General features: G+C 61.7%; 18 protein-coding genes and 2 tRNA genes. 6 read left to right on the top strand and 14 right to left on the bottom strand.

The window, feature by feature from the left end; translation table 11 throughout:
- Window positions 1–2: 2 nt before the first annotated feature.
- From I5R65_RS05590 to I5R65_RS05570, 5 genes are all read right to left on the bottom strand, one after another.
- Window positions 3–2,183, bottom strand: a complete 2,181-nt coding sequence (locus I5R65_RS05590) for a TonB-dependent receptor (RefSeq protein ID WP_180667665.1) — start codon at window positions 2,181–2,183, stop codon at window positions 3–5.
- Window positions 2,184–2,404: 221 nt separating this feature from the next.
- Window positions 2,405–2,740 (bottom strand): hypothetical protein, encoded by a 336-nt coding sequence (locus tag I5R65_RS05585; RefSeq protein ID WP_180667196.1) that lies wholly within the window; start codon window positions 2,738–2,740, stop codon window positions 2,405–2,407.
- Window positions 2,741–2,742: 2 nt separating this feature from the next.
- Window positions 2,743–4,299 (bottom strand): sensor domain-containing diguanylate cyclase, encoded by a 1,557-nt coding sequence (locus I5R65_RS05580; RefSeq protein WP_180667198.1) that lies wholly within the window; start codon window positions 4,297–4,299, stop codon window positions 2,743–2,745.
- 172 nt (window positions 4,300–4,471) lie between these two features.
- On the bottom strand, window positions 4,472–8,431 hold the full coding sequence (locus tag I5R65_RS05575; protein WP_370460933.1) for a translocation/assembly module TamB domain-containing protein: 3,960 nt from the start codon (window positions 8,429–8,431) through the stop codon (window positions 4,472–4,474).
- Between the two features lie 144 nt (window positions 8,432–8,575).
- Entirely contained in the window at window positions 8,576–10,351 is a 1,776-nt protein-coding gene (locus I5R65_RS05570; protein ID WP_180667202.1) for an autotransporter assembly complex family protein, read from the bottom strand.
- 354 nt (window positions 10,352–10,705) lie between these two features.
- On the opposite strand from I5R65_RS05570, the gene I5R65_RS05565 reads away from it, so the two are divergent.
- Window positions 10,706–11,515, top strand: coding sequence for a ferredoxin--NADP reductase (locus I5R65_RS05565; protein ID WP_180667205.1), 810 nt, complete (start codon window positions 10,706–10,708; stop codon window positions 11,513–11,515).
- A 410-nt stretch (window positions 11,516–11,925) separates the two neighbouring features.
- Complete coding sequence (locus I5R65_RS05560; protein ID WP_180667207.1) at window positions 11,926–12,591, top strand: response regulator transcription factor; 666 nt, start codon at window positions 11,926–11,928, stop codon at window positions 12,589–12,591.
- Window positions 12,592–12,751: 160 nt separating this feature from the next.
- Here I5R65_RS05560 and I5R65_RS05555 read toward each other — a convergent pair.
- The 4 genes from I5R65_RS05555 to I5R65_RS05540 all read right to left on the bottom strand — a co-directional run bounded on the left by I5R65_RS05555 (window position 12,752) and on the right by I5R65_RS05540 (window position 16,079).
- Window positions 12,752–12,827 (bottom strand) — tRNA-His (locus I5R65_RS05555).
- A gap of 126 nt (window positions 12,828–12,953) precedes the next feature.
- Entirely contained in the window at window positions 12,954–13,847 is an 894-nt protein-coding gene (murI, locus tag I5R65_RS05550) for a glutamate racemase (protein ID WP_180667209.1), read from the bottom strand.
- 37 nt (window positions 13,848–13,884) lie between these two features.
- On the bottom strand, window positions 13,885–15,426 hold the full coding sequence (locus I5R65_RS05545) for a fumarate hydratase (protein WP_180667211.1): 1,542 nt from the start codon (window positions 15,424–15,426) through the stop codon (window positions 13,885–13,887).
- Window positions 15,427–15,458: 32 nt separating this feature from the next.
- Window positions 15,459–16,079, bottom strand: coding sequence for a YqhA family protein (locus I5R65_RS05540; RefSeq protein WP_180667213.1), 621 nt, complete (start codon window positions 16,077–16,079; stop codon window positions 15,459–15,461).
- A gap of 423 nt (window positions 16,080–16,502) precedes the next feature.
- On the opposite strand from I5R65_RS05540, the gene acs reads away from it, so the two are divergent.
- The 3 genes from acs (at window position 16,503) to I5R65_RS05525 (ending at window position 19,796) form a co-directional block, all read left to right on the top strand.
- Window positions 16,503–18,485, top strand: coding sequence for an acetate--CoA ligase (gene acs, locus I5R65_RS05535; RefSeq protein WP_180667215.1), 1,983 nt, complete (start codon window positions 16,503–16,505; stop codon window positions 18,483–18,485).
- 184 nt (window positions 18,486–18,669) lie between these two features.
- Window positions 18,670–18,760, top strand: a tRNA-Ser gene (locus I5R65_RS05530).
- Between the two features lie 325 nt (window positions 18,761–19,085).
- Window positions 19,086–19,796 carry a GntR family transcriptional regulator gene (locus tag I5R65_RS05525; RefSeq protein ID WP_219341782.1) on the top strand — a complete coding sequence of 237 codons (711 nt, stop codon included), beginning with the start codon at window positions 19,086–19,088 and terminating at the stop codon, window positions 19,794–19,796.
- Window positions 19,797–19,936: 140 nt separating this feature from the next.
- Here I5R65_RS05525 and I5R65_RS05520 read toward each other — a convergent pair whose 3' ends face one another.
- The 4 genes from I5R65_RS05520 to I5R65_RS05505 all read right to left on the bottom strand — a co-directional run bounded on the left by I5R65_RS05520 (window position 19,937) and on the right by I5R65_RS05505 (window position 23,456).
- The gene (locus tag I5R65_RS05520) at window positions 19,937–20,947 is read right to left on the bottom strand and encodes a TRAP transporter substrate-binding protein (RefSeq protein ID WP_180667217.1); all 1,011 of its coding nucleotides are present in this window, start codon (window positions 20,945–20,947) and stop codon (window positions 19,937–19,939) included.
- A 36-nt stretch (window positions 20,948–20,983) separates the two neighbouring features.
- On the bottom strand, window positions 20,984–21,781 hold the full coding sequence (locus I5R65_RS05515) for an SDR family NAD(P)-dependent oxidoreductase (RefSeq protein ID WP_180667219.1): 798 nt from the start codon (window positions 21,779–21,781) through the stop codon (window positions 20,984–20,986).
- Window positions 21,782–21,891: 110 nt separating this feature from the next.
- Entirely contained in the window at window positions 21,892–22,686 is a 795-nt protein-coding gene (locus I5R65_RS05510; RefSeq protein WP_180667221.1) for a phytanoyl-CoA dioxygenase family protein, read from the bottom strand.
- Window positions 22,687–22,769: 83 nt separating this feature from the next.
- Window positions 22,770–23,456: a GntR family transcriptional regulator gene (locus I5R65_RS05505; protein WP_180667223.1), complete on the bottom strand. Its 687-nt coding sequence runs from the start codon at window positions 23,454–23,456 to the stop codon at window positions 22,770–22,772.
- Window positions 23,457–23,802: 346 nt separating this feature from the next.
- Here I5R65_RS05505 and I5R65_RS05500 point away from each other — a divergent pair, with 346 nt between their 5' ends.
- The gene (locus tag I5R65_RS05500) at window positions 23,803–24,081 is read left to right on the top strand and encodes a hypothetical protein (RefSeq protein ID WP_180667225.1); all 279 of its coding nucleotides are present in this window, start codon (window positions 23,803–23,805) and stop codon (window positions 24,079–24,081) included.
- 225 nt (window positions 24,082–24,306) lie between these two features.
- Here the strand turns inward: I5R65_RS05500 and I5R65_RS05495 are convergent, their stop codons facing one another.
- Complete coding sequence (locus I5R65_RS05495; protein WP_180667227.1) at window positions 24,307–24,720, bottom strand: response regulator; 414 nt, start codon at window positions 24,718–24,720, stop codon at window positions 24,307–24,309.
- Window positions 24,721–24,731: the final 11 nt, after the last annotated feature.

The raw sequence follows: 24,731 nt of genomic DNA, 5'->3' as shown, positions 1-24,731 counted from the left end.
GATCAGAAGCGGTGGTTCACGCTCAACTGCAACTCGCGTCCCGGTCCGACCAGCCACTGCGTATTGGTGTAGTAGGCGGTGGTGAAGTAGTGCTTGTCGAACACGTTGTTGGCACGCAGGGTCAGGGTGGTGGCTTGCGTGGCCTTCCAGCGCAGGGCCAGGTCGGTAGTGGTGTAGGCCGGCAGCTTGAGGGTATTGGCGTTGTCGGCATAGCGCGCGCCCACGTACTGCAGGCCGCCGCTGGCGGTCCAGGTGGGCAGGAAGTCCCAGCCCAGCCAGACGTTGGCCAGCCGTTCCGGCACGTTGGTGGGGACGTTGCCGCTGCGCGAAATAGCCACGCCCGACACCGCTTCGGCGAAGTCGTCGAAGCGCGCCCGCAGCACGGTGGCGTTGGCATCCAGCTTCACGGTATCGGTCAGTGCCAGCGACAGGCTGGCTTCGACGCCGCGCGAGGATTGTTGGCCGACCTGGATGCTCTGGCTGGCATTGGCCGGGTCGCGGGTGACCAGGTTGTTCTTGCGGATGTCGTAGAGGGCCAGGGTCCATTGGCCGCGCTTGTTCCAGAACACCTGCTTGACGCCCACTTCCACCTGGCGACCGGTGGACAAGGCGAAGCGGCTGTTGGACTGGGTCAGCATGAGCAGGCCCGACACCGGCGCGGCGGCCTTGGCGTACTGGCCATAGACGGACAGTTCCGGCGTGATGGCATACACCGAGCCCAGGCGCCAGCCGAGGTTGGCGTAGCTCTGGCTGAAGTCATTGGCGCTGTTGATCAAATCGCTGCGGGAGACGTCGGCGTGGTCGAAGCGCAAGCCGGCCAGCACGCTCAGGCGCTCGGTCAGGTCCAGCTTGTCCTCGGAGAAGACCGAATACTGCGAGGCACTGTTGCGATAGCGCGGCCGGAAGGCCGGGATGCCGGTGCCGCTGGCGTAGACGCCGGGGTCGAAGTCGTAGGGATTGACGCTGCTGAAGTTGCCCACATAGGTGTTGTTGGTGTGGGTGAAGCTGCTGGAGTTGATGTCGAAGCCGACCGAGACCTGGTTGCTCAGACCCAGCAGATGGCCCTTGAAAGTGGCGTCGGTGGTGTTGCCGGTCTGCGACTGGTCATGCCGGATCTGGGTGGCGCCGCTGCGGTCGACCAGCCCGGAGGCCGGGTTGTAGACATAGGATTCGGCGTTGCGCCAGTTGCGCTCGCTATTGATCTGGTAGAAGCGGGTGCGCACGGTGGTGTCGGCATTGGGCGTCCATTGCGCTTCCAGTTGCGCCCAACGGTCCTTGTAGTCGATGTTGCCGTCGCCGACATTGAAGTTCTTGTCACGTAGCGCATCGACCTGCTGGCCATTGATCAGCGGCGTGCCGAAATAGGCCATGGGACGCTGGTGGCCCTGGGCGTAGCTCAATTGCACGAACAGGTCGGGATTGACGTCCAGCCGCAGCGCACCGGAGAAACTGAGGTTGTTGGAATAGCCGCGGTCGACCCAGCCATCGGAGCGGTCACCGCTGATGTCCACGCGGTAGGACAGCATGTCGTTGATGGCGCCACCACTGCCCAGGCCCAGGCGCTCCGTGTTGTGGCTGCCGATGCTGGCTTCGACTTCATTTTCGATCTTGCCGCGTGAAGGTTTCTTTGGCACCACGTTGACCACGCCACCGATGGCGCCATCGCCATAGATCACCGAGGCCGGCCCGCGCAGCACTTCGATGCGCTCCACGCTCCAGGTGTCGAAGGGGAAGCTCACGCCGACGCCGCCATACTGGCGCACGCCGTCGTACAGGCGCATCACCGAGGTGGTATCGGTAAAACCGCGCACCGACAGCGAACTGCCACTGTTGCCTGGATGCGCCAGGCTGCTGTAGCCGGGGGCGCGGGTGATGGCATCGACGATGCTGGCGTCGCCGCGTTCTTCCAGCTGGCGACGGTCGATCACGCTCACGCTGGCGGGAATCTGCAGGGGCGTCAGATCAAGGTTGGAACCGGTACTCACCGGATTCTGCAAGGGCGCGGTGCTGCTGGCGCTCACCGAGATGGTGGGCAGGGCGGCGTCGTTCTGTTGTGCCGCTGTGGGCGCCACGGACTGTGCCTGAGCACCGGCTGCCAGGCATAGCAGAGGCAGTGCCAGGTGAAATTGGGAACGCTGCTGGTGGCCGGGGCTACCCCGGCGCTGTGGTGTGGTCGTGGTCATCGTCGCAGTCTGAGCGGACATGCCAGGGCATGCCTGCAGGAAGTAAAGAAATCGGAGCGCGGCCGATTCTAACAACGCACGGGGTCGGACTGGGGCTGGCGTGAATCTGGCGGAAATGCAGTGTTGAAGATGTGAAAGCCGCGCCAGTAAAGGCTTTGCGACTGGTTTTGGGAGATGTCAGAAGGGCTTGGGTGCGACAATTAGCCGCAGTCGGGCGGGTCTTAGGGGCTGACGGTCGTCGGCTCACTGCCACCCAGCAGCAGGGTCGTCCATTTCCCCTGGGCCGAGGATGCACCCTCGGGGAGGACCATGTAGGCGAGGCTTTTCAGTCCGCAATACTGTTCCAGGTAGTCACGTGCATGGGCCATGCGGTCGCGCAACTGGGTGATGCCGTCCCGGGCGCCGGGCTGCACGGGAAGGAATTCGAACATCACTTCGGGATGCAGGAACTCGGTGAGATGCTGGATCACCTGGTCGGTATCGGGGTGCTCGGCATTGAACTCATGATGGGACGGCAGTTCTTCCTCGCGCAGTTGATAGCGGATCAGGCAACGCATGATCACCTCGATCCGGTATGGTCTGAGAGCAGGGTCAGGCGTGGATACTCATGCTGGATGGCACGGTCACGGCCCTGTTCCTTGGCGCGATAGAGCGCGGCATCGGCACTGTCGATCAGGTCGCGGGCATCGACCTGCGCACCCTTGCCGCTGGCCAGACTGGCCGCCCCCACGCTGATGGTGACCTGGCCCACCGGGCTGCCCTCGTGGGGAATGCGCAATGCCCGTACGGCCTGCACCAGCCGACCGGAAATGGCGGCCGCGCTGGCGGCATTGCAGTTGGGCAGGATCAGGGCGAATTCCTCGCCGCCATAGCGGGCCACGATGTCACCCTGGCGGCGCGCTACGCCATTGAGGGCGGCAGCCACCTGCTTGAGACAGATATCACCGGCGGCATGGCCATAGGTGTCGTTGTAGCGCTTGAAATGGTCCACGTCCACCATGATCAGCGAGAGCGATTCGCCGGAGCGGTTCAGGCGTGCCAGTTCGGCCGTGAGCGCGGCATCGAAGTAGCGGCGGTTGAAGACATCGGTCAGGCCATCCTTCTGCGACTGCGCTTCCAGGGTTCGGTAGAGACGCTCCAGTTCGGTACGGGCGGTGATGGCTTCCAGCTCCGCCGTTTCGCGGCCAGCCACCTGCGCCACCAGCCGGTTGCCGCCATAGCCGATGACGATCAACAGCAACAGGACGGCAATGCCGCGTATCCAGACCCGGCGCGACCAGTCTTCCAGGATGTCGTCCTTGGCCAGCGCCACGGCCACGAACAGGGGGTACAGGTTGCAATGCTGGAAGCTGGTCAGACGCTCGATGTCATCGCGCGGTGAACGCATCTCGAAGGAGCCCTGTTCGGACTTGGTCAGGTATTGCTGTAGCAGCGACTTGGAGATGTCCAAGCCGATCGAATAGCTCAATAGCGGTTGGCGGTAGATCACCGTACCTTCGTTCAAGCCGAACAGGATGGCGCCGTTGCGGCCGATGGCAAACTGTTCGTAGTAACGCTGGAAGTGCGACAGGTCGATGTCGGCCACCACCACGCCGGCGAAGCTGCCGTCGGGGTGATTGATGCGTCGGCTCATGGTGACCACCCACTGACCACTGACGCGGCTGCGCATGGGCTTGCCGAGATAGGCGTGGTTGGTGCGCAGGCGCTGATGGTGAAGGAAGTAATCGTCCTGGATATAGCGGTGTTCCAGGGTGGCCTGGGAGGTGCCGACGGCCAGCCCGGTTTCGTCGTACACCATCAGCATGGCCAGTTGCGGTACCGCTGCAACCGAGGTGACCATGAAATCGTGGGTACGCTGCCGCCCGGCGCTCTTGGTACCGTCGTAGTCGAGATGCTCCTGCACGCCGAGCAGCACCACGTCGACTTCCTTGAAGGTCTGGTCGGCCTGCTGGGTCAGTGCCAGGGCCATGTTGGAGGCGTCGCGGGTGGCTTCGTCCAGCGCCACCTCGTAGGCGCGCCAGGCCGACCATGCTTCCAGCAGCAGGATGATCAGGCAGACCACGACCACGAACAGCTTGGCTGTTCGTGATGCGCGCTGGATTCTGTGTTCTGGCATGTCGCTTTCCCCGGAAACGGCCTTTCCCCGGTGCCATTGTTATGAAGTCCTGCTGGACCGGCTATCGGGGAATACCTGAACTTGTGAGGAGATTAACAGATTCCCCTTCCCCAAGGGGAAGCTTTGCCTGCCGGAAAGCACGCTCGGCGTGCTTTCCGTGGCTTTTGCGCTCCTAGTCGTAGCGCCGGCTGAAAAGAATGTTCAGGCCATTGATGGTGCCGGCACGGGCGACCACCGACCAGCGCCGCGAAATCTGCCAGGTGGCCTTGGCGACGCTGGCGGCGCCCTGCAGGCTTTGCTCGTAGCCCAGCGTGATCTTCTGGGTGATGGCCTTGCCCAGGTTGACCACCTGATCGTCGGTCAGCCCCGATTCGCTGGAGCCGATGCTGAACTGGTCCAGCCCGATGTCCTTGGCGATGCGCTTGCCGCCCATGTTGCCCACCAGCGCCAGGGCCTGGCTGCTGGCATTGCGCTGGCCGATGTTGGAGCTGTCGGTGCCGTGGCCGAACATCATCCAGGACAGCTTTTCATCGTCCGGGACGTTGGGTTCGGACACCAGTTGCACGCGCGGCTGGTTGGCATTGCCGGTCACCGAGACACCGGCCTCGACGTCCTGGTTGCGGCGCATGGCCAGGATGTTGATGTTGGGATTGGCGATCGGCCCCTGGAAGTTGATGATGCCCCGCTCGATGTTGAGCTTGGTGCCAAAGGCTTCATAGCTGCCCTCGGCCACGTTGATGGTACCGGTGGCGCGCAGCGGGGAGAGCGGTTCGCTGCGCACCATCATGTCGCCGCGCAGCAGCAGGTCGGCGCCACTGCCGCGGAAGCGGAAGTCATTGCCCAGGTCGACCGCCAGGTTGATGACCGGTGCGAACTTGCTGGCCGGCTTTTCGGTCGCGGCTTCCAGCTTCTGCTGCGAAGAGGCGGCCGCGCCGACGCGGTTCCTGCCGCTGCGACTGACGATGACCACGTCGTCCCCCAGCTTGGGCGCGCTGCTCTTGGGCAGGTCGAACAGCCCACGGTCGACGATGAACTTGCCGTCCACGCGCAATTGTTCGTTGACGTTGCTGATCTTGCCTTCGCCGGAGAGCATCAATTGCCGGTCGGGACTGGCGAAGAGCTCCAGGTGATCGGCGGTGAGGGTGGCGTTGAGGTCGGGATTGTCGGCGCCGAGCTGGATCTTGCCACCCGCGCGCAGGGTGCCGCGCCCGCCATGGAACTCGATCTGGCGCAGTTCGATGACATTGCTGTCCATGACGATGCGCACGATGCCGTCCTTCAACTGGATGCCCTGGTCGAATTCGGTCACGGCCAGGTTGTCGCCGTTGATGGCACCCGACAGGCTGGGCTGGCCGAGCGTACCGGCGGCGTTGAGGTCGGCTGACAGCTTGCCGTTGAGGCTGAGTTGCGGGCCGATCAGATCGCCGACCCGCTTGAGTTGCGGGACATCCAGGCGGGCCTTGAGATTCAGGGGGGACGCCGCATCCAGGGTCAGCAACTGGTCGATGCGACGCAGACCGACCTCGCCACCCAGGTCCAGGCTGCCGATGCGTGCGGCATCGACGCGGCCGCTCACGCGCATCTGTTCGCCCTGGAAATCACTGCGCAGCTTGAGTTCAGACAGGCCCAGCGTGGCCTCGCCGGCACTGGTGGTGACCCTGACATCGCCCGACTTGCGGGCGATCTGCAGGTAGCCGCTGGCGCGCTCGGCCAGCGTAAAGTCCCAGTCGCTGTCCAGCACCAGATCGGTCTTGACCGGGGCCGGCGTACCGCTGAATTGCTGCATCAGTTCCAGCACCCGGCCCAGGTCCAGCGCCCGTACCTGGCCGGCCGATGCCAGCCGGCCCTGTTGGTAGGACAGGCGTTTCAGTTCGATCGCGGTACGGTCGATCTCGATGCGGGTGCTGCCGGCCTCGATGCCGTCAGCCGAGGCGTCCAGTGCCAGCGGACTGGCCAACGCGATGCGCGGGAAGCCCTGGTTGCTGAACTGGTCGAGACTGCCGGCCCAGCCATAATGGCCCTTGGTCTTTTCGGTGACCTGGCCGTGGGCGCCCACGCTCAGGTCCAGCGTCTGCTCCTGCAGCTTGCCCTTGGCCTGCAGGGTCAGCGCGTGCTTGGCATAGGTGCCGTCCAGCTTGATCGCCAGGCGCGACAGAGTGGCCTGCGGGCCGCTGTAGCCATCGCCCTCCAGCGTCAGCGCCAGGCGGTTGTCGGGCGAGGCCACGCCGGCGGCCAGGTTGCTGTGGAGTTCGCTCTGGCCGGCCAGGTGGTGCAGCTTGTGTGCGCCGAATTGCAATTGCTCGGCCTGGAAACTGGCCACCACATCGGGGCGCTGGCGCGTGCCGCTGACGGTGCCGTCCAGGCGCAGCAGGCCGGACAAGCCATAGCCCAGGCGCGCCAGTTGCGGCGCATCGACCTTGAGCCGCAACTTGTCCCCGGCCTTGCCGAAGCTGCCGTCCAGGTCCAGCGTATTGCCGGCGACCTGCAGATTGGCTTTGGAAGGCAAGAGGCGCGTGCCAGCCAGTTGGAGGTCGCCGCGGCCGCTCATGGGCAGGTCTCCATAGCTGCTGTCATGAATGCGGAAACCGAGCTTGACCTTCAGCTCCGGCGAGAGGGCGCCGGCTGCGTCGAAGTCCATGTTGATGCGCGCGCGCACCGGTTGCGAGGGCGCGCTGCTGCTGGTGCGACGCCCCTTGTTGACTGGTGGCGGCGTGACGGCTTGCAGCACGGCCGTGGGGTCGAAGTCCAGCAGCCTGCCCTTGAAGGCGTAATCCATCGCGCCCACGGTCTGCAGGGTGCCGGCGGTTTCCAGGCGAGATTTGCCAGCGGTCAGGGAAGCCTCCCGCACCTGTACCCGTTCGGCGCCGATGACGGTATCCACGTGGAGCTTCAGGGCGCTGTCCTGCAGGGTCAGCAGCAGTTGCTGGGCGTCAGGCGCCAGCGTCACGTCGACCGGCCCGGACAGCCGGGTGGGACGTACCTGCCGATGGATCTGGCTGAGATCGAGTTCGCTCACGCGCAGCTTGAACTGGCCGGCCATGGGGGACTCCTTGCCGGGCTCCGTGCTACCGGGGCGGAACTGGCCGCCGCCTTCGATGCGGGCGTTGCGGGGCAGGCGGATATCCAGTCGCGACAGGGTCTGCTGTTGCAGGTCCAGTTGCAGATCGGCGCTGGCCGAGAGCAGGGGCAGCAGTTGCTGGTCCAGGCTGCCAGGGCGGGCATTGGTGATGTCCACCCGGCCGGCCACCTGCAGCGGGGCATTGGCGGGGAGTCCGGCCGGTGGGGCAAGGTCGGCGCGCAGGTTGAGGTCGGCTGCTGGCGCTGCGACGTTGAAGGCCTGCGGGTTGAGGTGCTGCAGATCGACCCGGGCGCGCTTGAGCGGGACTGCGGCAAAGGGCGTGGCGACGATGTCGGCATTGCCCTTGAGCTTGTCGCCCCCGGCGGTGAGGGCGATGCCCAGTTCCTCCAGCGAGCCCGACAACTGGGCGGCCAACTGGTATTGCTCCTTGAGCTCGCCTTGCTGGTAGGCGCCTGCCAGTTCCAGCCCGCCGCCGATGGCGAAGGGGCGCTTGCCGTTCAGGTGTAGCAGGGCCGTGGCCTGGCCGTAGGGGGTGACGAGGCGGTCCAGCACCAGCGTGTGTTGCACGCCATCGGAGCTGCCGTGCAGTTTCAGGTCCGACAGTTCGGTGGTGGAAGTCCCCTGGGTCAGGCTCAGGTGGCCCAGGCTGATCTCGCCGATCTCCACGGCCAGGGGGATCTCCAGCGAGCTCGGCAGGGTGGTCGGCTCGGATGGTGACGGCTGCTGTTTCAACTGCACCGAGCCGACACGCAGGTAGTCGATGCTGAACTTGCGCTGCAGCGCGGCCAGGTGCCAGCGGGCGTCGATGCTGTCGATATCCAGGATGCGCTGCTCATCCTGGTAGTGCAGGGCGCGCAGGCGCAGTCCGTCGGCCACGGTGCCGCCCAGCAACTGGCCGGAGAGCTTGCCGTCCAGCGCCTTGACCGCGCCGTTCCACAGCAGGCGCGCGCCGCTTTCGGTCTTCAGGGCGTACAGGATGGTACCGGCGGTGGCCAGCAGCAGAAGGGCGAGCGTGCCGCCGCTCCAGGCCAGGACGCGGCCCGCGCGGCGCATGCTGCCAGCGCGCTTGCGCGAGCGCCGTGAGCCCTGCGGCGGCTCCGGTGGAGAGGAAGAATCCTGCGATGCTTGTGGCTGGTCGCTCATGCGTGCCTGTCGTTCGAAATCATATAAATCGTTTGCGCGATTCTGGCGTCTGCATCAGAACGCGATGCCCAGCGAGATGTGAGGACGGATCTGGTGCTTCTGGATGCCATAGGCCAGGTCCAGGTTCAGGGTACCCACCGGACTGCGCCAGCGCGCCCCGGTGCCCACGCCGTGATAGAAGGTCTTGTTGTTCCAGTTGTCGGCAGCCGCGCCGATGTCGTAGAACACCGCCGCGCCCCATTGCTCGCTGAACCAGCGCTGGTATTCGGAGCTACCCACGGCCAGGTACTTGGTCGGGTAGACGGTGCCGTTCTGCTCGTTGCCGATGCTCTGGTAGCTATAGCCGCGCACCGAGTCGTTGCCGCCGGTGCGAAACAGCAGCGAGGGTGGCACCGCCCCGGCGCTGCCGGCCGTGAAGACGCCACCCAGCTCGGCACGCAAGACCACGATGTCGCGCTTGCCCACCGGCACGAACTGCTTGAAGCGGCCATACAGGCGACTGAAGCTCTGGTCGGTCAGCAAGCCCTTGAGCGCGAAACCGGCTTCCAGCGTCAGCAGGTTGCCCCGGCGCGGAAAGATCGGGTTGTCCACATTGCGGCGCGACCAGGCGAAGCCGGGCACCAGCGCCCGGTGCTTGCCGGGGGTGACAATGGTATTGGCGGGCAGGGTGCTGCCGTCCTCCTGGCTCAGCTCATCGCGGTAATAGGTCAGCGAATAGGTGGTGTCGTAGTTCTCGCTGTTGCGGGCGCGCTTGAGTCCGATCTGCTGGCTGCGCAGGTCGATGCCTTCCAGCTTGGTGCGGTCGTAGGAGGTATTGAGGCTGTTGACGAAGGCCTTGTCGTCCGGCGGCATGGCCAGCGACATCATGCCGTACTGGCGTTTCTGCTCCAGCCGTGCCTGGCTGTCGAAGACATAGGCCTTGTCGAATACGTTGTAATGCGAATAGCGACCTTCGACCTGGGCGCCGGTATCGGTGCTATAGCCCACGCCGGTGCGGATGCGCTGGGTCGGGAACTCGGTGACCTGCACCTTCACCGGTGTCAGGTCCGGATGTTCGGGGTCATCGTCGATGGCCACGATGGCGTTGGAAAAATAGGGCGTGTTCTGGATCTGCCGCTGCAGCGCCAGCAGGCGGTCGATGTCATACGCTTCGCCGATGTTGAGCGGATTGACGTTGCGGATGATGGTCTCGGGATAGCGGCGCGTGCCGGTGATCTGCAAGGGCCCCAGGGTGAAGGGCGGGCCGCTGTCATAGCGCACCGACACATCGGCCTGGTGTTCGTCCGGATCGACCCGGGCCTGGGAGGAGGCGATGCGGGCGGCCGCGTATTTCTTTTGCTGCAGTTGGTCCAGGCCGGCGTTCTTGGCCTTGTCCCAGTCTTCCTGGCGGAAGGGCTGGCTGGTCGGCAACGACCAGTTGTTGCGGATGGCGGCTACCCGGGCCGGGTCCTCGCTGGCGGCCGCGCCGGTGACGGTGATGTCGGTGCTGCTGATCTCGGTGCGCGGTCCCGGCTCGACGCTGAGCTTGATGCGGCGCTGCGGTGGCTGATCGGCCGCTGCCGGTTCGCTGGTCATGCTGACCTTGGTGACGGGGGCAAAATATCCCTCGGTCGAGGTCAGTTCGCGCACCTGGTCGCCGACGGTATCCATCATGAACTTGAGCTGTTCGTCGCTGATGTCGTCGCGGTCCTGGTAGCGCGAGAGGTCCAGGAAATCCTTGAGCAGCGACTGCACCGGCTTGGGCGCTTCGATTTCCACCTTGTAGGCGGCATAGGCGGTATCGGCGGCGCACCAGAGAAAGGCGATGGCCAGGTGGCGGGTCCATGTCATTGATTCACTGCATCATCGGTTATCGGTTGAGACGGCCGGCCGGCCGCCTCTTGGGGCAAGTCGGGTAGGATGAGGACTTGGCGGCGCATGCCACCAAGCCCTGACCAGCATGCGGCGCGGATAGTTCCTGGGCCGTGGTGCCGGTGGCGGGTGCTTCATTCCAGGGTCAGCCGGACTGCGCCGTCGCTGCTCCGCTGTTACGCTGGCCCGACGACCTGTGCAGGGCGATCTACCGTCTTGTTCATCCCGCTATTGTAATGTGCCTGTAGCATCGCCCGGGTGGGTATTGAGAATCAGATATGCACGTCGGCCGCTCTGCGGGCGGGCGCGCACCGTAAATCGAAGGAGAGTAGTGTGAGTAGTGTGAGTAGTGTGAATATTGATGCGTATTCGGAGAAGGCCAGTTGCGAACGCTTGTTGTCGGTACATCGTTGGACCGACAAGTTGCTCAGTTTCCGTACTACGCGGCCTGCCGGCTATCGCTTTACGGCCGGCCAGTTTGCCCGCCTGGGGCTGGAGATCGATGGCCAGATCGTCTCGCGTGCCTATTCCATCACCTCGGCCGAGCATGAGGACCAGTTGGAGTATTACGCCATCGTCGTCCCCGGCGGCCAGTTCACCACGCGCCTGGATGCCTTGCAGCCGGGCGATCCGGTGTGGGTGGAAAAGCTCAGCTATGGCTTCATGACGGCCGATCGCTTCGTCGATGGCCGCCAGTTGTGGATGCTGGCCACCGGCACCGGCCTGGGGCCCTATGTCTCGATCCTGCGGCAGCCCGACGTCTGGCAGCGCTTCGATGACCTGGTCGTGGTGCATGGCGTGCGTCAGCGCGAGGAGCTGGCCTATGCCGATCAATTCGAACAGCTGCGTCAGCAGGCCCGGCAGCAGGGCCGGCCGGCGCGCCTGCAGCTGCTGCGCTGCGTGACGCGTGACGACTCCCTGCCGGACGAGCCGGGCTGGCTGGCCGGTCGCATCACCACGCTGCTCAAGCAAGGCTCGCTGGAACAGGCCGCCGGCCTGCCACTGAACGTGGAGCAGACACGCGTCATGGTCTGCGGTAACCCCGACATGGTCACCGAGGTGCGCGAACTGCTGCGCGAGCGTGGCATGGGGCCATTGCGGCGCACCGGTGGCGGTCAGTTCGTGACTGAAGACTATTGGTGACATCTGCCTGGCCGGCAGCAGCCATGCTGCCGAGCCTTCTCCCACCTTCTCCCGCCCACCTCCTCCCATCTTCTATTCCGCATATTCTCGATATCCATCGATGGTGGGGCTCGATTGTTGTTGAAATCACCATGAAAAGTGAAGGTTGTTGACCTTTCTGGTATTGACGTCTCGTATAAATTCGATTTTGAGCTGCAATATTGCGATTTCCTTTCTATTTTCCGTGGATTTTGTCTATCTCCTATTGATGGAAGTTTTTCGATATCGCCATGATGTCGACAAACGCGGGGAGCCGACATCGATGAAAGGAAATCGAGGGCATCAAGCCACGGCACTTCATGGGAGAGCGATTTCGGGCGAAGGCCTGCGAAGTCGTCACCTGTCAGTTAATTGAACCATTTGGGGGTAGTATGAATTTGAAGAAGATCCTGCACGTAGCCATTGCCGATGACCATCCTATCGTGCTGGGCGCGCTCAGGAGCGAGCTGGCGCGCCTGCCGGAAATACGCATCGATCTGGAGGTGGACACAGGTGAAGCGCTGCTGTCGGCGCTCAAACGCGCGCCGTGCGAGATCGTCATCACCGATTTCGCGATGCCAGCCGACGATAGCGACGATTCCGACGGTTTCGCACTGGTCAAGCGGATCAAGACCGAACATCCATCGACCAAGCTGATCGTCTACACGGCAATGAACAATGGCGCGGTGATCCGGCGTCTCTACCGGATGGGGGTATTCGCCGTCATCAACAAGCGCGAGAAGACCGATGAACTGATCAATGCCTGCCTGGCCACGCAGAGCAGCAAGCAACTGTACTTCCCGGTCTCGCTGCGCGGCGAGCTGGAGATGAGCTGGGCCCAGGGAGAGGGCTTCGGGCTGGTGCGCGAGCTGACCCAGAGCGAGCTGGAGGTGGTCCGGCTGTTCGTGGAGGGGCAGTCGCTGGGTGAGATATGTGAACGTCTGTCTCGCACGCCCAGTACCATCAGCACGCACAAGAACAATGCGATGCGCAAGCTGGGTTTGAGTACCGATGCCGACCTGATCAAGTATGCGTATTCGACCGGGATGATCAACTAGGAGGGCACCGCCGGATGTCCCCGCCACAAGGGACGGGACATCCCGCAGTGAACGTGATGGGAACGAGGCAATGCGGGTGCGAGGAATGACGGCGCGCCTGATGCAGCACGATGAAAACAAAAAGCCCGGTCACCAGGACCGGGCTTTTTGCTTGAATACTTGGGGTGGCTGATGGGACTCGAACCCACGACGACAGGAATCACAATCCTGGACTCTACCAACTGAGCTACAGCCACCGTCGACTGTCAGACAGACTTGCGTCCGTCATCAAGTAAGCAAAAGATTATACAAACACTTGCCGGGAATGGCAACATAATTTCGATGCAAAAAGGAAAGTTCGACGAACATTTCTTTTTTTCCGTTCACGCGCTGCCTTGCGGCTGCAGGGCCTGTACCAGTGGCGCCAGCTGCAGCAGGCTGCCGAAGGCATTTTCCAGCGTGGACTGGCTGGCCGTGGTGTAGCCGGCCAGCGAGCCGGTGGCGGCCTGCGCCAGCAAGCCTTGCGTTTCCAGCAGGCGCGCCAGTTGCCGGGTGACGGCCTGGCCGGTATCGATGATGTCCGGTACTTCGCCTGCCAGGCGCTGGCACACGCTTTCGATGGCCGGACGTACGAAGGGGTAGTGGGTACAGCCCAGTACCAGAGTATCGGCGCCCTGATCCAGCAGCGGCTGCAGGTAGCGCTCCAGCAATTGCACCGTGGCCGGCGAGTACAGTTCACCTTTTTCGATCAGGTCCACCAGGCCGACGCAGGCTTGCGGCAGGAAGCGCACCCGATACTGGCTCTCCATCTGCTGCTGCAGCAAGGCAAAGCGCTTGCTGGCCAGCGTGCTGCGGGTCGCCAGCACGCCGACGCTGCCGCTGCGGGTCTGCTGGGCTGCCGGTTTCAGGCCGGGCTCGATGCCGACCACCACCAGCCGAGGCCACTGTGCGCGGATGGCCTGGATGGCGGCAGCGGTGGCGGTATTGCAGGCCACCACCAGTGCCTTGACCTGCTGGCCGACGAAGAACGAGGCAATGGCCAGCGACCGCTCCACGATCTGCGCCTCGGTCTTGTCGCCATAGGGGGCGTAGCCGGAGTCGGCGAAGTAGAGCAGTTTTTCGCGGGGCAGGGCGGCGTGGATGTGGCGCAGCACCGACAAGCCGCCGACGCCCGAATCAAAAATGCCGACCGCAGCATCGGCTGCGATCGGCATCAGGGTCGGGCTGGCAGCGTGTCCTGCAGAAGGCGCGGCGGCTTGCTTGACTGCTTCATTCATGGTGCTGCGCGCGCTCCTGCGGATCGTCTGGCGTGGCTCAGGCGGTGGTGACGGGGATCTTGGACAGGGAGACGCTCTGGGCGATCTTTTCCTTCCACTCGGCCGGCCCGGTGTTGTGCACCGAGATGCCATTGGCATCCACCGCCACGGTCACCGGCATGTCCTTGACGTCGAACTCGTAGATCGCTTCCATGCCCAGATCGGCAAAGCCCAGCACCTTGGCCGACTTGATCGCCTTGGACACCAGATAGGCCGAACCACCGACGGCCATCAGGTAGGCCGACTTGTGCTTCTTGATCGCCTCGATGGCGGCCGGGCCGCGTTCGGACTTGCCGATCATGGAGATCAGACCGGTCTGCTCCAGCATCATGTCGGTGAACTTGTCCATGCGGGTGGCGGTGGTCGGGCCGGCCGGGCCCACCACTTCGTCGCGCACCGGATCGACCGGGCCGACGTAGTAGATCACGCGGTTGGTGAAGTCCACCGGCAGCTTCTCGCCCTTGGCCAGCATGTCCTGGATGCGCTTGTGGGCGGCATCGCGGCCGGTCAGCATCTTGCCGTTCAGCAGCAGGGTCTGGCCCGGCTTCCAGGAGGCGACTTCTTCCTTGGTCAGGGTGTCCAGGTTGACGCGCTGGGACTTCTCGGTGTCGGCCACCCAGTGCACTTCGGGCCAGTCCGACAGCGACGGCGGTTCCATGTAGGCCGGGCCGGAGCCGTCCAGCACGAAGTGGCCGTGACGGGTGGCGGCGCAGTTGGGGATCATGGCGACCGGCTTGGAAGCAGCATGGGTCGGGTGCATCATGATCTTCACATCCAGTACCGTGGTCAGGCCGCCCAGGCCCTGTGCACCGATGCCCAGTGCGTTGACCTTCTCATAGAGCTCGATACGCAGCTCTTCAGTCTTGTTCTGCGGGCCGCGCTTCAGAAGCTCGTACATATCGATGTCTTCCATCAGCACTTGCTTGGCCATCAGCATGGCCTTCTCGGCGGTGCCGCCGATGCCGATGCCCAGCATGCCCGGCGGGCACCAGCCGGCGCCCATGGTCGGCACCGTCTTCAGGATCCAGTCCACCAGATTGTCGGAGGGGTTCAGCATGACGAACTTGGTCTTGTTTTCCGAGCCACCCCCCTTGGCGGCGATCTGCACGTCAACCGTGTTGCCCGGCACCAGTTCCATGTGGATCACGGCGGGGGTATTGTCCTTGGTGTTCTTGCGCTCGAACTGGGGGTCGGCCACGATGGAGGCGCGCAGCACGTTGTCCGGGTGCGAGTAGCCGCGACGCACGCCTTCGTTGACGGCGTCGGCGATCGAGCCCGAGAAGCCCTCGAAGCGCACGCCCATGCCGATCTTCAGGAACACGTTGACGATGCCGGTATCCTGGCAGATCGGACGCTTGCCCTCGGCGCACATGCGCGAGTTGGTCAGGATCTGCGCGATCGCATCCTTGGCTGCCGGGCTCTGCTCGGTTTCGTAGGCGCGGGCCAGATGCTGGATGTAGTCGGCCGGGTGGTAGTAGCTGATGTACTGCAGCGCAGCGGCTACCGATTCGATGAGATCGTCTTGCTTGATGATGGTCATGGCTGGTTCTCTCAGGTTTGGATGATACGGGTTCAGTGCTTGTCGGAGGGCTCGTCGTCGTGCGCGCCGGGATGCACCATCAATCGGTCGCAATAGGCAATGGCCATGGCCGAGAGCAGGAAGGCGATATGGATGCCGGTCTGCGCGATGAGCGTCTTGGCGTCATACAGGTTGGCGTTGATGAAGGTCTTCAACAGGTGGATCGAGGAAATGCCGATGATGGCCGTGGCCAGCTTGACCTTCAATACCGAGGCGTTCACGTGCGACAGCCACTCCGGCTGGTCGGGATGGCCTTCCAGGTTCATGCGCGAGACGAAGGTCTCGTAGCCGCCCACGATCACCATGATCAGCAGGTTGGAGATCATCACCACGTCGATCAGCGCCAGCACCACCAGCATGATGGTCTGCTCGTTGAGCTTGTCGGGGCGGATGGCGCCAGGGATGGCTACCGCATCGAGGATATGGTCCAGCGAACTGGCGCTGCCCATGGCCGCGCCGATCAGGTCCGACAGCTCGACCCAGAAGTGATACACGTAGACGCATTGCGCCAGGATCAGGCCCAGGTACAGCGGCAGCTGCAGCCAGCGGCTCATGAAAATCAGGTTGGGCAGGATGCCGATCTTGCGGGGAGTCTTGGGCGACGGGCTGGTCATGGTGTCAGGAGTACGCTGGATTGATTCTGGCGAGTGAGTGCGGTATCCGATTATCTCGCCGCGCGAAAGCTGCCCGCGCGGCCTCGGATTTGGGGCCGTATTTTACACGCCCTTGGGCGGAATCCGTTGTGATAGCTTCATCCAGGCATGGATCAAATGTGAGTACATGGGTGCCTGCGGGAAACACCGGCCTGTGCCAAAATGCAGAAATGTTGTTCTGAACATAAGCGCAATATGAAGGTCTTCGTCAAAGGTGGCTGGCATCCACCTGATCCGCCATGACCTGCGCAAGCCGCAGTACGGCCCGCCAGGCCTGGATGCAGGCGGCTTTGCGCGCCACGACGGCGCAGCATGTGTAAGGACTGAGTAAGTGAAACGGCCTATGTTTTGCGGAAAGCAAAAACAAACCTAGTGGAGACTACCGTGGCAGACATTGAAACTTTCAAGCAAGAGAACCGCGTATTTGCACCGCCGGCCGAGCTGGTCAAGCACGCCGCCATTTCCGGCATGGAGGCCTACCAGGCCCTGAACGCCGAATTCGCCAAGGATTACGAAGGCACCTGGGCCAGGCTGGCCAAGGACAACCTCAAGTGGCACAAGCCCTTCACCCAGACCCTGGATGAATCGAACGCACCGTTCTACAAATGGTTCGCCGATGGCCAGGTCAACGTCTCGTACAACTGCCTGGACGTGAACCTGGAGAATGGCAATGCCGACAAGACCGCCGTCATCTTCGAATCCGACGATGGCAAGGTCACCCGCGTGTCCTACCGCGAGCTGCACCAGAAGGTCTGTCAGTTCGCCAACGGCCTGAAGTCGCTGGGTATCAAGAAGGGTGACCGTGTGGTCATCTACATGCCGATGTCGGTCGAAGGCGTAGCCGCCATGCAGGCCTGCGCCCGCATCGGTGCCACCCACTCGGTGGTGTTTGGCGGCTTCTCCGCCAAGTCCCTGCATGAGCGCGTGATCGATGCCGGTGCCGTGGCCGTGCTGACCGCCGACTACCAGGTCCGCGGCGGCAAGCAGTTGCCCCTGAAGTCCATCGTCGACGAAGCCCTGGCCATGGGCGGCTGCGATACCCTCAAGCACGTGGTCGTCTACCAGCGCGCCGGTGCCGAGATCAACTGGGTCGAGGGCCGTGACCTCTGGCTCTCCGACGTGCTGGCCAACCAGTCCGATGTCTGCGAGCCGGAATGGGTGGATGCCGAGCACCCCCTGTTCATCCTCTACACCTCCGGTTCCACCGGCAAGCCCAAGGGCGTGCAGCACGCTTCGGCCGGCTACCTGCTGTGGGCCGTGCTGACCATGAAGTGGACCTTCGACATCAAGCCCGACGATGTCTACTGGTGTACCGCCGACATCGGCTGGATCACCGGCCACACCTATATCGCCTATGGCCCGCTGGCCGTGGGCGCGACCCAGATCGTCTTCGAGGGCGTGCCGACCTATCCCAACGCCGGACGCTTCTGGGACATGGTGGCGCGTCACAAGGCCACCATCTTCTACACCGCACCCACCGCCATCCGCTCGCTGATCAAGGCCGCCGATGCCGACGAGAAGGTCCATCCCAGGCAGTATGACCTGTCGTCCCTGCGCATCCTGGGCTCGGTGGGCGAGCCCATCAACCCGGAAGCCTGGATGTGGTACTACAAGAACGTCGGCCAGGAAAAATGCCCCATCGTCGATACCTTCTGGCAGACCGAGACCGGCGGTCACATGATCTCGCCCCTGCCGGGCGCCACGCCGCAGGTGCCGGGTTCGTGCACGCTGCCGCTGCCGGGTATCACCGCGGCCATCGTCGACGAGACCGGCAATGACATCCCCAATGGCAACGGCGGCATCTTGGTCGTCAAGCGCCCGTGGCCCTCGATGATCCGTACCATCTGGAACGACCCCGAGCGCTTCAAGAAGAGCTATTTCCCCGAGGAACTGGGCGGCAACATCTACCTGGCCGGCGACGGCGCGGTGCGCAACAAGGACACCGGCTACTTCACCATCACCGGCCGCATCGATGACGTGCTGAACGTCTCCGGCCACCGCATGGGCACCATGGAAATCGAATCGGCGCTGGTGGCCAACAGCATGGTGGCCGAGGCCGCCGTGGTGGGCAAGCCGGACGAGACCACCGGCGAATCGATCTGCGCCTTCGTGGTCCTGAAACGTCCGCGCCCCATCGGTGATGAAGCCAAGCAGATCGCCAAGGAGTTGCGCGACTGGGTCGCCAAGGAAATCGGCCCGATCGCCAAGCCCAAGGAAATCCGCTTCGGCGACAACCTGCCCAAGACCCGCTCCGGCAAGATCATGCGCCGCCTGCTGCGCGTGCTGGCCAAGGGCGAGGCGATCACGCAGGACGTTTCCACGCTGGAAAACCCGGCCATTCTGGATCAGTTGAAGGAAGCGCAGTAAGCAAGCCAGTACCGCGGGCGGCAGCAAGTCGCTGCCCGCAAGCCGGCAGGGCAGGGCGAGCAGGATCCGGCCCATACCTGCCGGCTTTTTTATGGTCTTTTTTGGAAAAATGTTTAGAAAAGACTTGGCTTCTTTCTGAAGCTTGCTATAATGCATGGCTTCGCTGAACGCGAACTCAAATCCAGGAGAGGTGGATGAGTGGTTTAAGTCGCACGCCTGGAAAGCGTGTATAGGTTCATAGCCTATCGGGGGTTCGAATCCCCCCTTCTCCGCCAGGTTTTACTAAGCCCTTGATTATTCAAGGGCTTTTTTATTGGCTTCACGACACGAGTGATGAGTGCACCAAGCCTGTGTCCCCCCCCCCGCATTTCCCATGTCCCTTCGTTGCGTGGAGTCCTCTTGAGATGACCGCTTCGGATGGCTTTGCGTGATGCCTGTAAGCTTGGTCCGTCGACGCGAAATCGCTTGTTACAATACCGCTGCAATCCTGAGACTCATCAAAATCGGTTTGCAAATCAGGATTTGATCCAACAAGTGGTAACCGCGCATCCTCGGGGATCTCCCGTGGGATGGCTCACTCAGCACCGATAATCAACAAGCATGGAATCAAATACAAGCCTCGAAGCAGTGGAGGACAGCCCACCGTTTATCGAGCAAGTCTTCGATGCGCTCCTCTTCGACATTGCGTTCTGCAAGCTTGAGCCGGGCGAGAGAATTCGTCAGTCGGTATTGGCGAGCCAGCTCAAGGTTTCTCGCCAACCCATCAGCCATGCCTTGCAGCTGCTCAAACATGAGGGGTTGTTGCAGGATTCTGGCCGTCAAGGGCTTCAGGTCACACCGATTGAGCCAGAGTACATGCGCTTGCTATTTCAGGCGCGCAGACCGCTGGAGGCGAGCGCAGCGGCTCTTGCGGCCCAACGTGTTGCAGATCATCGTGCGAGTGAAGAGGAGTGCGAATTCCTGCGACGCATGCTTGTCGCCGGTCAGGGTAAGGTGAGAGAACATGCGCCGGCGCCGGAGATTGCCATGGCGGAGTTCCAGTTTCACGTCGCGCTTTACAGGCTGTCGGGAAATACTGTGATTGAGCAGATGATGAATGGCCGATGGGCTCACATCATGCGGGCCTTGATCACCATCCATGCCAGCGCGGATATCCCGGTTGCATGGGAAGAGCATGCTGCCATCGCAGATTGCGTGTTGCGTGGTTCCGTTCTGGAAGCCTCTGAGCTGGTATCCGGGCACGTCCAGCGAGGTGGCATTGCGCTGTGCAAGCACCTTGAGGCGGTCCTTGTTCAGCCCTCTCATCTCTGAAAGTCTTGGTATTGGTCACCTCAGGATGATCGTCCTGGTCCGTGAAGATCGCGGAACCGCGAACATCAATCTCGCCGCTTCCTGATGGATTGGGGCGCTATTGACTGTCGTCTGGATCCGCGATCTTCATCCGCGCCTAGTTACCCGAGCTTGCCGGAATAGGTCTCCAGGACCGCCCATGCTTCCGCGCCGAACTTCTTCTTCCACTCGGTGTAAAAGCCAGCCTCCGCGAGTTTTTTCCTGAAAGGCGCCGGATCGGGTTTATTGAATTTGAGTCCTTTTTGTTCGAGCTCTTTCATGAGCGTGGTGGCCAGCTTCTCGCTGTCGGCACGCTGTGCGATCGCGGCGGCATTCATATTCTTTGCGACGATTTCGCGGAGATCTTGCGGTAGTCCCTGCCAGGCGCGACCGTTTGCCAGTAGCCAGTACCCATCCCAAACATGAGAAGTCTGCGAGCAGAATTTTTGCACCTCATATAGCTTGGCTGTAGCAACGATGGGGAGGGGGTTCTCCTGGGCTTCCACGATTCTGGTTTGGAGCGCGGAATACAACTCGCTGAAGTTGATCGGCGTAGGCGCGGCTCCCAGCGACTTGAAGAGTGATACCAGCAGCGGACTGACAGGCACACGAATGCGTGCTTTCTGCAGATCGGCGGGGCTGCTGATCGGGAATTGCGAGGTGATCTCCCGGAAGCCGTTGTCCCAGACTTTGTCCATGACCACCAGTCCGGTCGCCTTGATTTTGTCCCGGATCAGATCGCCGACACCGCCATCCATGGCCTTCCAGACAGAGGGATAATCGGAGAACGCAAAGCCTACGCTGTTCAGCGATGCCATCGGAACCATCGTCGCCAGAATCACGCCGGGCAACGTAAGGAAGTCCATTCCGCCACTGCGTACCTGGCTGAGCATTTCGGTATCACCGCCCAGCTGGCCATTGGGGAAAATGCGCATTTCCACTTTCCCGCCGGTGTCCGATTTCACCCGCTCGGCCGACTCCGTCAGGCGTAGGTAGATTGGATGGCTGACCGGTACGTTTGTCCCGACCTTGAAAGAGTAGGTGGGGCCAGCGGCGTATAAGGGTGCGGCGGTGATGCCGGAAAGCCCGAGCGCGGCGCCGGCGGCGATGATGGTGCGACGTTTTTGATCCATGATTGTCTCCGCATTATTTTAGTGGGGTGCCATTTTTCAAGTGCAGCGTGCTGTCAGCCCGCCGTCGACCACAAGACTCGTTCCCGTGATGTATTTGGATTCCTCAGAGGCGAGGAATAGTGCTGCATAAGCCGTATCCCATCCATCGCCCATCTTTCCCATTGGAACCTGCTTATCTCTTTTGTCGATCATCTCGTCGACATTGCCGCCGTAGGTTTCTTTGAGCGGTTCCTGGATCAATGGCGTATTCATGAATCCCGGCAAGATGCAATTTGCCCGTATCCCTTGTGGGGCGTACTGCACTGCCATGTTCTGGGTCATTGCAATCATTGCCGCCTTGGCGGCGCTGTATGCCAGGTAGGGGAAGCCGAGCCAGCGAATTGCAGCAATTGAGGCAATGTTCACAATCGAACCGCCACCTGCATCAAGCAGGTGCGGAATGACGTGCTTGCAGGTCAGAAAGACACTCGACTGGTTGATTGCGATCACCCGATTCCAGGACTCTTCTTCAGTCTCGATCGGCCCACCGACTTCGACGATGCCCACGTTGTTATGCAAGACATTGATGCGGCCGAATTGCCTGACGCATAGCTCTGCCATTGCTTTGACGTCTTCGGAGCTGGCGACATTGGCCCGGGCGGCGACGCACTTTCCTCCTTCGGCAGAAATCAGCTCGGCCGTCTCCAGTGCGGCTTCCATTCGATGGTCTACTGCGAACACCGATGCTCCGTGCCGGGCGTACAGTACTGCCGCGGCTTTTCCATTTCCCCACCCTGGTCCGGACGAGCCGGCTCCAGTGACAATGACCACCTTGCCCTTCATTCTTTGCGACATACAAATCCTTTGGCTCTTGCGGTTTCATAAGATGGCAAGGCGGCGTCCTGCATGCCGCTTCGCCGATATATCGAGGCATTACTCGGCCAACCCCATCGAGTCTTCCGGTATCAGGCCGCTACTTCCCTGGAGAGAAACTCCTCGAAGTCCTTCGGAGATGTTTTTTGGACAGGCGTGAAATCGCGGTGAGCAATGAAGTCGGGACGAGTCGGCTTCACGATCGCGTTAGAGAGTGCTGACAGGGTCAGATAGGCAATGCGGCGAGGGTAGGGTGTGATATTTCCGGCAGAACCATGCACGATATTGGCATGGAACATCAGCACTCCGCCCTTCTTGCCGGTCGGAGTCACGATGCCGTTTCGCTCAACCAGATCGGTAACCGTCTTGTTGTCCAGGGTCCAGAGCGGATAGGACGTGGTCTTGACGTCGTGAGACGACTCCAGTGCTCCGGCCTTGTGGCTACGGGGAACGACCATCAGGGGGCCATTGATCGGCATGACGTCATCCAGAAAGACGGCGATGTTCATCGCACGAGGTTCCGGCATTCCGTCGTCCTTATGCCATGTGGGGAAGTCTTGGTGCCATTGCCACACGTCGCCCGTGAATGCGGCTTTCGCGTTGATTTTGAATTGATGGAGATAGCAGCTCTCGCCAAACAATTGCTCTACGGGGGTGACCAGACGCTCGTCTGATGCAAGCAGCTGGCACGCTTCGCTATATTGATGGCACGCGAAGGCCATCCGGGGTGCGCCATCCTTTTCACGCCAGACTTCAGCGCGATGTTGAGCAAAGACATCGCTGGCCGCTGCACGAAGCGCTTCCACTTGCTCCACGGGGAAGCACTCCGGCAAAAAGATGTAGCCCAGTTCGTCAAACTCGGCGAGTTGTTGCTTGGTCAGTTGCATGTTGCGTCTCCATTTTTTTAAGAAAAAGCGGCCCCATGACCCGGTGCAATCGAGCCAGTCAGTCGCTACCGTGAATACCGAAACTAATCGGCGGATTCCCTGAACTTCGTAAGTCGTCGGTACATGTCGTTGCTCGCCCTCTGCATGTGACGCGCAGCCAAATCGCTTCCTTCGAGGACGTTTCCCGACAGGAGGTATTCGGTCAGTTCCTCATGTTCTTCCCAGGCTCTTCCTGGGGTTTCCGGCTCATCCAATACGATGAGCATGGATCTCATCAGGTGCGCCCAGCGCGTATTCATCATTTGCTCGATGACGTGATTTCCGGAGAGGCGATAGATGGCGCGATGGAATTCCAGATCTGCTCTCACCAGGTTCGCCAGTGGCTCGCCGGCTGCGTAGACTCTTTTTCCTTCCATGAGCGCGCCCTTCAGCGCCATGACCTGTTCGGGCGTGGCGATCCTGTCGGCCACACGTTGTGCGGCAAGCCCTGCAACGGTGACTTCCAGCGCCTTTCGGGCCTGGTACATCTGCTTCATGTAATCCGGATCGATAGGGGACACGACCAGCCCTTGCCGCCCCGAATCCTGTACCAGGCCTTCGTGTTTAAGGAGCTGTAGTGCGTGACTTATCGGCTGCCGGGATACGCTCAGTTCCGCCGCCAACTCGGCTTGCCGAATTCGTTGCCCGGGCTTCAATGTTCCGAGGGCGATCGAGGTCAGCAACTGCTCGAATACCTGATCAATGAACGGGGAGGTGTCTTCGATAGCCATGATTATTGAATTCCGTATTCCGAACTCGAATAATAGGCAGCGGTTTTTGGGCTGTCAACGATGCTTGGCGCGAAAAGCGCCATAATTATGGGATAAATGGCGGATGGGTCTTGAATTGTATTGCACGCCTCAGATGCAAAAACTTCATCAGACTCCAGTTGTATTGTTATTTTAATAAATATTTCTTGGCTATTTCGAGGAAAATATTTCAATTAATGCAATTGAGTCGCAAAAATGGAATTCTGAATTTAACGGAAATCACTCGGCGCAGCGCCTGGATTCGGCTGGCACTGTTCAAAGGTGGATATGCGAAACGGCTTAATTTTTGACAAGGAGGAGATTGAGGATGGAGAACGAAGAACAAAGGAGGGTCGTGGAACATTGCGTCGCCACGGTCATGCAGCCGGCGATCGATGCGGAAACAGTGCTGATTCAGAGGCCGATTGAGGAGGCCCAGCGGGCAGGTGATGGATGTGCAAACAATGAAAACCGAACGAGGGCGATGCTCGGAGAGTTGCTACGGGCCAAGGCGAACTTGTTGGCAGTTGCAGAGCCCGAGATCGCAGAAATGAGGATGCGGGCACATCAGGCGGCACAAATCTTGCCGGCACATCCTAATCGCTGAGGCCAAGGCCCATCCCCCGTCCCCAATCTCGATGGCGCCGTCATTGCCATCCTTGTCCCGCCGCTCTTGGTGCAATTGCGGTTTTTGTCTTTGGTCGCCCCGTCCTCAGGGCGCGACCACCAGCTGTTCCCAGGTGCGATGCACGTGGCGGCAAGCAGCGTAGGCCGCTTCGGCGGTGTGGGCTGCTTGCCCTTGGCAGCAGCTTTTTTGACCGACCCCGCCGGTCTAGGCTGCCGGCTTGCCGATATCCAGATTTCCACTCGCATCAAGCTGCACCTGGCGTACCGTGTGAATGATTTCCTCCAGCGGGCTGGGCTTCCAAAGGAACGCGGAAAACAACTTCAGCGTAGCCCGTGAGTCGATCAGCGGCGTGGCGCTCAGCAACACGATGGGAATGTGCCGATAACGGGCATCCGCCCTGACCGCCGTGGCGAACGTCAGCCCATCCATGACCGGCATGCGCAGGTCCGTCAGGATGACGTCGATCTGCTTGCCCTCCATGACCGCCAATGCTTCAGCGCCTTGTCCGGCCTGGAGCACGCTATAGCCCTCCATCTCGAACACATCGGCGAGCAGGGACCTGACATACACATTGTCTTCGATCACCAGGATGGTAGCGGCAGGCGACTTCGGGTTCATGTGGAGCCTAC

This window comes from Herbaspirillum sp. AP02 (genome assembly GCF_015767275.1).
Lineage (GTDB): Bacteria > Pseudomonadota > Gammaproteobacteria > Burkholderiales > Burkholderiaceae_D > Herbaspirillum.
The sequence above is the reverse complement of the archived record's forward strand: the minus strand, read 5'-3'. Positions and strand labels throughout refer to the sequence as shown.

Coding starts and splice junctions, on each gene's coding strand:
- I5R65_RS05590 (WP_180667665.1), bottom strand. CDS start 2,183: ATGACCACGACCACACCACAGCGCCGGGGTAGCCCCGGCCACCAGCAG.
- I5R65_RS05585 (WP_180667196.1), bottom strand. CDS start 2,740: ATGCGTTGCCTGATCCGCTATCAACTGCGCGAGGAAGAACTGCCGTCC.
- I5R65_RS05580 (WP_180667198.1), bottom strand. CDS start 4,299: ATGCCAGAACACAGAATCCAGCGCGCATCACGAACAGCCAAGCTGTTC.
- I5R65_RS05575 (WP_370460933.1), bottom strand. CDS start 8,431: ATGCGCCGCGCGGGCCGCGTCCTGGCCTGGAGCGGCGGCACGCTCGCC.
- I5R65_RS05570 (WP_180667202.1), bottom strand. CDS start 10,351: ATGACATGGACCCGCCACCTGGCCATCGCCTTTCTCTGGTGCGCCGCC.
- I5R65_RS05560 (WP_180667207.1), top strand. CDS start 11,926: ATGAATTTGAAGAAGATCCTGCACGTAGCCATTGCCGATGACCATCCT.
- murI (WP_180667209.1), bottom strand. CDS start 13,847: ATGAATGAAGCAGTCAAGCAAGCCGCCGCGCCTTCTGCAGGACACGCT.
- I5R65_RS05545 (WP_180667211.1), bottom strand. CDS start 15,426: ATGACCATCATCAAGCAAGACGATCTCATCGAATCGGTAGCCGCTGCG.
- I5R65_RS05540 (WP_180667213.1), bottom strand. CDS start 16,079: ATGACCAGCCCGTCGCCCAAGACTCCCCGCAAGATCGGCATCCTGCCC.
- I5R65_RS05525 (WP_219341782.1), top strand. CDS start 19,086: ATGGAATCAAATACAAGCCTCGAAGCAGTGGAGGACAGCCCACCGTTT.
- I5R65_RS05520 (WP_180667217.1), bottom strand. CDS start 20,947: ATGGATCAAAAACGTCGCACCATCATCGCCGCCGGCGCCGCGCTCGGG.
- I5R65_RS05515 (WP_180667219.1), bottom strand. CDS start 21,781: ATGTCGCAAAGAATGAAGGGCAAGGTGGTCATTGTCACTGGAGCCGGC.
- I5R65_RS05510 (WP_180667221.1), bottom strand. CDS start 22,686: ATGCAACTGACCAAGCAACAACTCGCCGAGTTTGACGAACTGGGCTAC.
- I5R65_RS05505 (WP_180667223.1), bottom strand. CDS start 23,456: ATGGCTATCGAAGACACCTCCCCGTTCATTGATCAGGTATTCGAGCAG.
- I5R65_RS05500 (WP_180667225.1), top strand. CDS start 23,803: ATGGAGAACGAAGAACAAAGGAGGGTCGTGGAACATTGCGTCGCCACG.
- I5R65_RS05495 (WP_180667227.1), bottom strand. CDS start 24,720: ATGAACCCGAAGTCGCCTGCCGCTACCATCCTGGTGATCGAAGACAAT.